We start from the raw sequence: 10,536 nt of genomic DNA on the forward strand, positions 1-10,536 counted from the left end.
AGCTTGCTCCCGCTCGGTTGCGCAGCAATCGTGAAAACCTGCCAGCCGTATTTTCCTGGCACACCGTGTCGAATGGTTTTGGGGCCGCTGCGCAGCCCAGCGGGAGCAAGCTCCCTCGCCACAGGTTCACAGTCGTCCTTGAGTGAACAGCAGGGCTTTCATCGCCAAATCAACAAATAACCCTCGCCCCCGCTTGCGCGGCCCCCGCCTGCTCACTAACGTAGCGCCTTTATTGTGCCACCCCCTCCCGCAGGAGCTTTGCCATGGCCTCGCCAGCCTCTATTTCCCTCGTCCCCCGGCTCGGCGTTGCCGCCGCAGTGGCCAGTGTGCTCGGTTTGAGCGGATGCCAGACCTGGAATGCCCAGGACACTGTCCCGCCCACGTCCGGTGTGCAGCCGCTCAAGGGGCTGGCGCAGAACGTCTCGGTCCGACGCAATGCCACGGGCATGCCGCTGATCGAAAGCAACAGCTTCCATGACGCCCTGTTCACCCTCGGCTACGTCCACGCCAGCGACCGCATTGCCCAGATGGTCACCCTGCGCCTGCTGGCCCAGGGGCGGTTGGCAGAGATGTCCGGCGCCGAACGGCTGGACGTCGACCGCTACATGCGCGCCGTCAACCTGAAGAAAAACGCCGACGAGCTGTACAAGGCGTCTTCGCCACGGCTCAAGCGCTTCTTTGAAGTCTATGCCCGCGGCGTCAACGCCTACCTGTTCCGCTACCGCGACAAGCTGCCGGCGGACCTGGCCGCCACTGGCTACAAGCCCGAATACTGGAAGCCGGAAGATTCGGCACTGATGTTCTGCCTGCTGAATTTCAGCCAGTCAGCCAACCTGCCGGAAGAAATCGCCAGCCTGGTGCTGGCCCAGACCGTCAACAACGACAAGCTCGCCTGGCTGAGCCCCTCCTATCCGGACGAGCAACTGCCCGTGACCGAGGCCGACAAGCTCCAGGGCCTGCGCCTCAACGGCCAGATCCCAGGCCTGAACGAAATCAGCAAGGCCACCGGCCAGTTGGCCGGGCTGAATCTGTTGGGCGCTGCGTCTTCAAGCAACTGGGCCATCGCGCCGCAACGCAGCCGCAGCGGCAAGAGTTTGTTGGCCAGCGACAGCCATGGGCCGCTGGGAATGCCGGGACTGTGGAGTCCCGTACAGATCCGCGCGCCCAAGTACCAGGCGGCCGGGGTTTCCGTGGCGGGCATTCCGATGATCCTGGCCGGATTCAACGGCAAGGTGGCCTGGAGCATGACCAGCGTGCTGGGCGATAACCAGGACCTGTTCCTGGAAAAAATCCGACGCCAGGGCAACAGCCTGTCCTACGAGGTCAACGGCAAATGGCAGCCGGTGATCGTGCGCAACGAAACCTATTTCATCAAAGGCCAGCGACCGATTCGTGAAGCGGTGTTCGAAACCCGCCACGGCCCGTTGCTTAACAGCGCCCAAGGGCCGGCCATGGCCAACGGCTTTGGCCTGGCCTTGCAGACACCCAGCTTCAGCGACGACAAGACCCTGGACGCCTTCTTCGATTTGTCCCGGGCACAGAACGTCGAGAAAGCCTCCGATGCCAGCCGGGAAATCCGCGCCATGGCGGTGAACCTGGTCTTTGCCGACGCCAGCCATATCGGCTGGCAAGTCACCGGTCGCTACCCGAACCGCCGCGAAGGCGAAGGCCTGTTGCCATCGCCGGGCTGGGAGGGGCGCTACGATTGGGACGGTTACGCCGACCCGATGCTGCACCCCTACGATCAGGATCCGGCCCAAGGCTGGCTCGGCACGGCCAACCAACGGGTCATTCCCCACGGCTACGGCATGCAATTGTCCAACTCCTGGGGCGCACCGGAGCGTGGCGAACGCATGGCCGAGCTGGCTGGCGCGGGCAAGCACGACACCCGCAGCCTGACCGCCATGCAATACGACCAGACCACGACGTTCGCGGCCAAGCTCAAGCGCGTCTTCGAAGCCCCGGGCATGACCCAGCCGCTCAAACAGGCGATCGAAGCGCTGCCGGTGGCTGACCGGGCCAAGGCCCGCGAGGCCTATACCCGCTTGATGGCATTCGATGGCCGGCTCAGCCCGACCTCCGCCGACGCGGCGATCTATGGGCTGTTCCTGCAGGAAAGCATGAAGCAGATTTTCCTCGACGAGCTGGGCCCGGACAGCAGCGCGGCGTGGCAGGCGCTGGTCGCCAACGGCCAATTGTCCTACTCGGCCCAGGCCGATCATCTGCTGGGGCGCGAAGACAGCCCGTTCTGGGACGATGTGCGCACCCCCCAGAAAGAAGACAAGGCCGTCATCCTCGCCCGCAGCCTGGCCGCCGCCATCAGCGCCGGTGACAGCCAATTGGGCGGTGACCACAAGGCTTGGCAGTGGGGCCAGTTGCATCGTTACACATGGAAAAACAGTAACGGCCAGGTCGTACGCGGCCCGCTGCCGGCCGGTGGCGACGGCACCACGCTCAACACGGCGGCGTTTGCCTGGGGGCAGGATTTCACCACCACCCTGGCGCCGGCCATGCGCTTTATCGTCGACTTCGGCCAGCCTGAACCGCTGATGATCCAGGACGGCGCCGGCCAATCCGGCAACCCGGTCAGCCCACACTATGCCAATGGCATCGATCCATGGATCAAGGGGCAGTACCAGAATTTGCCGCTGCAATCGCAGAACTTCGATCGAGCCTACGGCAAGACGCGGTTGACCCTGGTGCCAGGCAAGTAACTGCAACCCCGGGCCTGGAGACAGGATTTGTGGCGAGGGAGCTTGCTCCCGCTGGGCTGCGAAGCAGCCCCCTGCATGTCTACAAGCAGACCGCATCAACCGGTTTACGACTGCTGCGCAGCCGAGCGGGAGCAAGCTCCCTCGCCACGGGTTCAGTGGATCCACCCCGAAAACCCGATAGAACTTCTCCCCCCGCCCTCGCCTCTACCTGACAAGCCCATCGCTCCGGTGACTGCATGGATCTTGTCATTGCCCGCCCCGAAGGCTTGTACTGCCCGCCCGGGGATTTCTACATCGACCCATAGCGCGCGGTGGAACGCTCGGTCATCACCCACGCCCACGGCGACCATGCCCGCAGCGGCAACCAACACTACCTGGCAGCGGCACCCGGCGCAGGCATCCTGCGTTCCCGCCTCGCCCAGGACATCAACCTGCAAACCCTGCCCTACGGCGAACGCCTGCAACATCACGGCGTGACCCTGAGCTTCCACCCCGCCGGCCACGTGCTGGGCTCGGCCCAGGTGCGGCTGGAATATCAAGGCGAAGTCTGGGTGGCGTCGGGGGACTACAAAGTCGAGCCTGACGGCACCTGCGCGCCGTTCGAACCGGTGAAGTGCCACACCTTCATCACCGAGTCGACCTTCGGCCTGCCGATCTATCGCTGGCAACCCCAAGCGCAGGTTTTCGAGGAAATCAACCGGTGGTGGCGCGCAAACATTGACGCCGGCCGGGCCAGCGTGCTGTTCTGCTATTCCTTCGGCAAGGCCCAGCGGATTCTGCACGGCATCGATGAAAGCCTCGGACCGATTCTCGCCCACGGCGCGGTGGAACCGCTGAACCGGGTCTACCGCGAAGCCGGGGTTCATCTGCCGCCGACGATCTATGCCGGCGACGTCAAGAAGAACGATCCAATCATGGGCCAGGCGCTGGTCATCGCCCCGCCCTCTGCCGGCGGCAGCAGCTGGATGCGCCGCTTCGGCGACTACAGCGACGCCTTCGCCAGCGGCTGGATGCGCCTGCGCGGCACCCGCCGGCGCCGTGGTGTGGATCGGGGGTTCGTGCTGTCCGACCACGCCGACTGGCCGGGCCTGCTCTGGGCCATCGAACAGACCGGCGCCGAGCGGGTCATGGTCACCCACGGGTCAGTCGCCGTGCTGGTGCGCCACCTGTGCGAGCAAGGCCTCGACGCCCAAGGGTTCACCACGGAATACGGCGACGATGAAGAAGACCTCACCCAGACAACCGACAGCGGCGAGGAGGCGTCATGAAAGCCTTCGCCGAGCTGTACACCGAACTGGACGCCACCACTTCCAGCAACGCCAAGCTTGCCGCCATGCAGGATTACTTCAGCAAGGCACCGGCGGAAGACGCCGCCTGGGCCGTGTATTTCCTCTCCGGTGGGCGTCCGCGGCAGTTGGTGCCGGTAAAAATCCTGCGGGATTTGGCGGTGCAGGTCTGCGGGTTGTCGCTCTGGCTGTTCGAGGAAAGTTATCAGGCCGTGGGCGACCTGGCCGAAACCATTTCACTGGTCTTGCCCGAGTCGCCCCACAGCTCCGATGAAGGCCTGGCGCTGTGGGTCGAGGAGAAACTGCTGCCGCTGCGCGGCGAGTCGCCCGAAGTCCTGGCTGAACGGCTTCCGGCGCTGTGGGCGCAGCTCGACCGGCCGAGCCTGATGCTCTGCATCAAACTCATCACTGGCAGTTTCCGCGTTGGCGTGTCCAAGCTGTTAGTGACCCGAGCCTTGGCGACCATGGCCGGGCTGGACAGCAAACGGGTGGCCCAACGACTGGTGGGCTATACCGATCTGTCCCATCGCCCCACTGCGGCCAGCTACCTCAAGTTGATCGCAGCCGAGTCCGACGATGAGCATGCCCAGCGCGGCGGCCAACCCTATCCGTTTTTCCTGGCCCATGCGTTGTCTGCACCCGTGGAGCAATTCGACACACTGCTGGGGCCCGCCAGTGACTGGCAAGTGGAATGGAAATGGGACGGGATCCGGTCCCAGGTCATCAAGCGCGACGGCCATTTGTGGGTCTGGTCCCGAGGCGAAGACTTGGTCACCGAACGATTTCCGGAATTGCAATCATTGACCCAGGCGCTGCCCGACGGCACGGTGATCGACGGTGAAATCGTGGTCTGGAAAGCCCCGCAATCAGTCACCGAGGACGCCTTCGACCCCGACGCACCGTTGCAACCGGCCGTGCAGCCCTTCGCCCTGTTGCAGCAGCGCATCGGGCGCAAGACCCTGGGCAAGAAAATCCTCGACGACGCCCCCGTCGTGGTGATGGCCTACGACCTGTTGGAATGGCAAGGTGAGGACTGGCGCAGCCGCCCCCAGGCCGAACGCCGCGAACAACTGGAGGCGCTGATCGCCCGGATCCACAGCCCAGTGCTGTTGCCCTCGCCGATCGTCACCGGCCAGGACTGGCTCGACCTCGCCCGGCAGCGCGAAGCCTCTCGCAGCCTCGGCGTCGAGGGCATGATGCTCAAGGCCCGCAACGCGCTGTACGGCGTCGGCCGGACCAAGGACATGGGCGTGTGGTGGAAATGGAAGATCGACCCGTTCAGCGTCGACGCGGTGTTGATCTACGCCCAGCGCGGCCACGGTCGGCGCGCCAGCCTCTACAGCGACTACACCTTCGCCGTGTGGGACAACCCGCCGGGCAGTCGCGAACGCACCCTCGTGCCGTTTGCCAAGGCCTATTCAGGCCTGACCGATGCCGAGATGCGCCAGGTCGACAGCATCGTGCGCAAGACCACCGTGGAAAAGTTCGGCCCGGTGAGCAGCGTCACGCCCACCCTGGTGTTCGAACTGGGCTTCGAAGGCATCGCCTTGTCCAAGCGCCACAAGAGCGGGATCGCCGTGCGGTTCCCACGGATGTTGCGTTGGCGCCAGGACAAGAGCGTCGACGAAGCCGACACATTGGCAACGCTCCAGGACCTGCTGAAATAGCAGACACGCCTTTTGTGGCGAGGGAGCTTGCTCCCGCTGGGGTGCGAAGCGCCCCCCGGTTTTGGATGACACACCGCAAGGGGAGGCTGCGCCTCCAGCGGGAGCAAGCTCCCTCGCCACAAAAGCGCGGTACCAACGAACAGCACGCTCCATCCCGGTGCGCTTTTTGATGTACGCTCAGCCTCGCGCACCATCGCGTTCCGTCTTCCGCCACCCGTGCTTTTAAAACACCTGTTCGGCACTATGGTGCGGAAATTGCTACCTTTATGCCGTCATACCGTTCAGACCTTCACCGGTAACAATCTTACGCGCCACAAGCGCTCAAATTGGTTTTAGGGACTCAATAATGAAAAAAGCACTGCTGACCCTTTCTGCACTGGCGTTGTGCATGGCCGCTGGCGTCGCCACAGCCAAGGAATACAAGGAACTGCGTTTTGGTGTCGACCCGTCCTACGCTCCGTTCGAATCCAAGGCCGCCGATGGCAACCTGGTGGGTTTCGACATCGACCTGGGCAATGCGATCTGCGAAGAGCTGAAGGTCAAATGCAAATGGGTCGAAAGCGATTTCGACGGCATGATCCCGGGCCTCAAGGCCAATAAATTCGACGGCGTGATCTCCTCCATGACCGTTACCCCGGCCCGTGAAAAAGCCATCGACTTCTCCAGCGAGCTGTTCTCCGGCCCAACGGCCTATGTCTTCAAGAAGGGCTCGGGCCTGAGCGAAGACGTTGCCTCGCTCAAAGGCAAGACCGTCGGCTACGAGCAAGGCACCATCCAGGAAGCCTACGCCAAGGCCGTGCTGGACAAGGCCGGCGTCAAGACCCAGGCCTATCAGAACCAGGACCAGGTCTACGCCGACCTGATCTCGGGCCGCCTCGATGCCGCGATCCAGGACATGCTCCAGGCTGAGCTGGGTTTCCTGAAGTCGCCAAAAGGTGAAGGCTACGAAGTCAGCAAGCCAGTGGACAGCGAACTGCTGCCATCCAAGACCGCCATCGGTATCAAGAAGGGTAACAAAGAGCTGAAGGCCCTTTTGGATAAAGGTATCAAAGCGTTACACGACGACGGCAAATACGCCGAGATCCAGAAAAAACACTTTGGCGATCTGAATCTGTACAGCGGCAAATAATACGCGGCGCCCACCCGATCTCGGGTGGGCGTCTTTTTTCTGCCAAAGGCAACGTCCATGTTCGAACAATTCCTACAAAGTCTGGGGCTCTCGGCCTTCAGCCTGCAGGGCTTCGGCCCGCTGCTGATGCAAGGCACCTGGATGACCATCAAGCTGTCGGCCCTGTCCTTGTTGTTGAGCGTCCTGCTCGGCCTGCTGGGCGCCAGCGCCAAGCTGTCCCGCGTCAAACTGCTGCGAATCCCCGCCCAGCTCTACACCACGCTGATCCGCGGCGTGCCGGACCTGGTGCTGATGCTGCTGATTTTCTACAGCCTGCAAACCTGGCTGACTTCGTTTACCGACTTCATGGAATGGGAATACATCGAGATCAACCCATTCGGCGCCGGGGTGATTACCCTCGGCTTCATCTACGGCGCGTACTTCACCGAAACCTTTCGCGGCGCGATCCTCGCGGTCCCCCGGGGCCAGGTCGAAGCCGCCACGGCCTATGGCCTCAAGCGTGGCCAGCGCTTTCGCTACGTTGTCTTTCCACAAATGATGCGCTTTGCCTTGCCGGGTATCGGCAACAACTGGATGGTGATGCTCAAGGCCACCGCGCTGGTGTCGATCATCGGCCTGGCCGACCTGGTCAAGGCGGCCCAGGACGCGGGCAAGAGCACCTACCAGTTGTTTTACTTCCTGGTGCTGGCGGCGTTGATCTATCTACTGATCACCAGCGCGTCCAACTTCATCCTGCGCTGGCTTGAGCGCCGCTACGCCGCCGGATCCCGGGAGGCGGTGCGATGATCGAACTTCTACAGGAATACTGGAGGCCGTTTCTCTACAGCGATGGTGTCAACATCACCGGCCTGGCGATGACCCTGTGGCTGCTCAGCGCTTCGTTGCTGATCGGCTTCGTGGTGTCGATCCCGCTGTCCATCGCCCGGGTTTCCCCCAAGTTCTACGTCCGCTGGCCCGTGCAGTTCTACACCTACCTGTTCCGGGGCACGCCGCTCTACATCCAGTTGCTGATCTGCTACACCGGCATCTACAGCATCGAGGCGGTGCGTGCCCAACCCATGCTCGACAGCTTCTTTCGCGATGCGATGAACTGCACGATCCTGGCCTTCGCCTTGAACACCTGCGCCTACACCACGGAAATTTTCGCCGGGGCGATTCGCAGCATGAACCACGGCGAAGTGGAAGCGGCCAAGGCCTACGGCCTGACCGGTTGGAAACTGTATGCCTACGTGATCATGCCGTCGGCCCTGCGCCGCTCGCTGCCGTACTACAGCAACGAAGTCATCTTGATGCTGCACTCGACCACCGTGGCATTCACCGCTACCGTTCCAGACGTGCTGAAAGTCGCCCGGGATGCCAACTCGGCGACGTTCCTGACGTTCCAGTCGTTCGGGATCGCCGCGTTGATCTACCTGACCGTCACCTTTGCGCTGGTGGGCCTCTTCCGCCTCGCCGAACGCCGATGGCTGGCCTTCCTCGGGCCGACCCACTAGGGCTTTTGTTCCAGGACACACACGCACATGCGCCACCAGATCCATGACCTGCTGGCCCCGGTACCGGGGACCGCACGCAAGATCCACAGCTTCCACTTCGGCCCGGAAAAAGCCGTCGGCAAAATCTATATCCAGGCGTCCCTGCACGCCGATGAACTGCCGGGCATGCTGGTCGCCTGGCACCTCAAGCAACGTCTGGCCGAACTCGAAGCGTCGGGCCACCTGCGGCACGAGATCGTGCTGGTGCCCGTCGCCAACCCCATCGGCCTCGAACAAGTGCTGATGGACGTGCCCCTGGGCCGCTACGAAACCGAAAGCGGGCAGAACTTCAATCGCCGCTTCGTCGACCTGAGCGAGGAGATCGGCAACGAAATCCAGGACCTGCTCACCGACGATCCGCAACACAACCTGATGCTGATCCGCACCAGCCTGCGCGATGCGCTCGCCCGGCAGACGCCTGGCACGCAATTGCAATCCCTGCGCCTGGCCCTGCAACGGCTGGCCTGCGACGCCGACATGGTGCTCGACCTGCATTGCGACTTCGAAGCCGTGGCGCACCTTTACACCACGCCCGAAGCCTGGCCCCAGGTCGAGCCGCTGGCCCGCTACATTGGTGCCGAAGCCAGCCTGCTGGCAACCGATTCGGGCGGCCAGTCGTTCGATGAATGCTTCACCCTGCTCTGGTGGCAGCTCAAGGAACGCTTCGGCGACCGCTTCGAGATTCCCTTGGGCAGTTTTTCGGTCACCGTGGAGTTGCGCGGCCAGGGCGACGTCAACCACGGGTTGGCGAGCCTCGACTGCCAGGCCTTGATCGAATACCTGATCCGCTTCGGCGCCATCGACGGCGAACCGATGCCCATGCCCGACCTGCCCTACCCGGCCACGCCGCTGGCCGCGGTCGAACCGGTGGCAACGCCCGTGGGCGGGTTGCTCGTCTACAGCGCCTTGCCCGGCGAATACCTGGAGGCGGGGCAATTGATCGCGGAAATCATCGACCCGGTCAACGACACCGTCACCCCCGTTCATTGCCGTAACGCCGGGCTGCTGTACGCCCGCTCGCTGCGCCGCATGGCCACGGCCGGCATGGTGATCGCCCATGTCGCCGGCACCGAGGCCTACCGCAGCGGCTACCTACTTTCGCCTTGAGGATGCATGCTCCATGTACAAACTGACCATCGAAGGCTTGCATAAAAGCTATGGCGACCATGCAGTGCTCAAGGGCGTTTCGCTCAAGGCCAAGACCGGTGACGTCATCAGCCTCATCGGCGCCAGCGGCTCGGGCAAAAGCACCTTCCTGCGCTGCATCAATTTCCTGGAACAACCCAACGACGGCGCCATGACCCTGGACGACCAGCCGATCCGGATGATCAAGGACCGCCACGGCATGCACGTGGCCGACGCCGACGAACTGCAACGCCTGCGCACGCGGCTGGCCATGGTGTTCCAGCACTTCAACCTGTGGAGTCACATGAGCGTGCTGGAAAACATCACCATGGCACCGCGCCGGGTGCTGGGGGTGAGCAAGCAGGAAGCCGACGACCGCGCCCGGCGTTACCTCGACAAGGTCGGCCTGCCGGCACGGGTCGCCGAGCAGTACCCGGCATTCCTCTCCGGAGGCCAGCAACAGCGCGTGGCCATTGCCCGTGCGCTGGCGATGGAGCCGGAGGTGATGCTGTTCGACGAACCCACCTCGGCATTGGATCCGGAGCTGGTGGGCGAAGTGCTGAAGGTGATCCAGGGCCTGGCCGAAGAAGGCCGGACCATGATCATGGTGACCCACGAAATGAGCTTCGCCCGCAAAGTCTCGAACCAGGTACTGTTCCTGCACCAGGGTTTGGTGGAAGAAGAAGGCGCGCCGGAAGACGTGCTGGGCAATCCCACCAGCGAACGGCTCAAGCAGTTTCTCAGCGGCAACCTGAAATAAACCTCGGCCTCCCCTTAAAAGGAGGCGCCAATGCCTGTCAGTTAGGAACAAACGGCATAAAACCTGTGGGAGCAAAGCTTGCTCGCGATAGCGGCAGAGTCGCCAATATCTTAGTCGGCTGGCTTACCGCAATCGCGAGCAAGCTTTGCTCCCACAGGTTTGCTGCTTAACTGACTGGCATTCGCCGCCAGGCGCTGCTTTTGTGGCGAGGGAGCCCCCGCCGCGTCTTCGACGCTGCGCTGTCGCGCAGCAAACAATTATTCGGCCTAAGATAGGAGGTGCGCGCAGGACAGAGGCCGTAGTTATCACTGGCGTGTTCGCAC

7 protein-coding genes and 1 pseudogene are annotated in these 10,536 nt (G+C 63.0%); all 8 read left to right on the top strand.

Going from position 1 to position 10,536, the window contains the following annotated elements; all coding sequences use genetic code 11:
• Positions 1-263: 263 nt before the first annotated feature.
• Positions 264-2,714, top strand: a complete 2,451-nt coding sequence (locus J3361_RS19715; RefSeq protein WP_207965982.1) for a penicillin acylase family protein — start codon at positions 264-266, stop codon at positions 2,712-2,714.
• A 236-nt stretch (positions 2,715-2,950) separates the two neighbouring features.
• Positions 2,951-3,982 (top strand): annotated as a pseudogene (locus J3361_RS19720) (ligase-associated DNA damage response exonuclease).
• Positions 3,979-5,667 (top strand): ATP-dependent DNA ligase, encoded by a 1,689-nt coding sequence (locus tag J3361_RS19725; protein WP_207965983.1) that lies wholly within the window; start codon positions 3,979-3,981, stop codon positions 5,665-5,667. Before J3361_RS19720 ends, J3361_RS19725 begins: the two are co-directional and overlap by 4 nt.
• Positions 5,668-6,013: 346 nt before the next feature.
• Positions 6,014-6,796, top strand: coding sequence for a transporter substrate-binding domain-containing protein (locus J3361_RS19730; protein WP_207965984.1), 783 nt, complete (start codon positions 6,014-6,016; stop codon positions 6,794-6,796).
• A gap of 57 nt (positions 6,797-6,853) precedes the next feature.
• A complete protein-coding gene (locus J3361_RS19735) occupies positions 6,854-7,582 on the top strand; it encodes an ABC transporter permease (protein ID WP_207965985.1) in 729 nt (242 codons plus the stop codon).
• Positions 7,579-8,289, top strand: coding sequence for an ABC transporter permease (locus J3361_RS19740; RefSeq protein WP_053118991.1), 711 nt, complete (start codon positions 7,579-7,581; stop codon positions 8,287-8,289). Before J3361_RS19735 ends, J3361_RS19740 begins: the two co-directional genes overlap by 4 nt.
• A gap of 27 nt (positions 8,290-8,316) precedes the next feature.
• Complete coding sequence (locus J3361_RS19745) at positions 8,317-9,435, top strand: succinylglutamate desuccinylase/aspartoacylase family protein (protein WP_207965986.1); 1,119 nt, start codon at positions 8,317-8,319, stop codon at positions 9,433-9,435.
• A 13-nt stretch (positions 9,436-9,448) separates the two neighbouring features.
• Positions 9,449-10,213: an ATP-binding cassette domain-containing protein gene (locus J3361_RS19750; protein WP_207965987.1), complete on the top strand. Its 765-nt coding sequence runs from the start codon at positions 9,449-9,451 to the stop codon at positions 10,211-10,213.
• Positions 10,214-10,536 lie beyond the last annotated feature (323 nt).

Source organism: Pseudomonas sp. OA65 (assembly GCF_017498305.1).
Lineage (GTDB): Bacteria > Pseudomonadota > Gammaproteobacteria > Pseudomonadales > Pseudomonadaceae > Aquipseudomonas > Aquipseudomonas zanjanensis.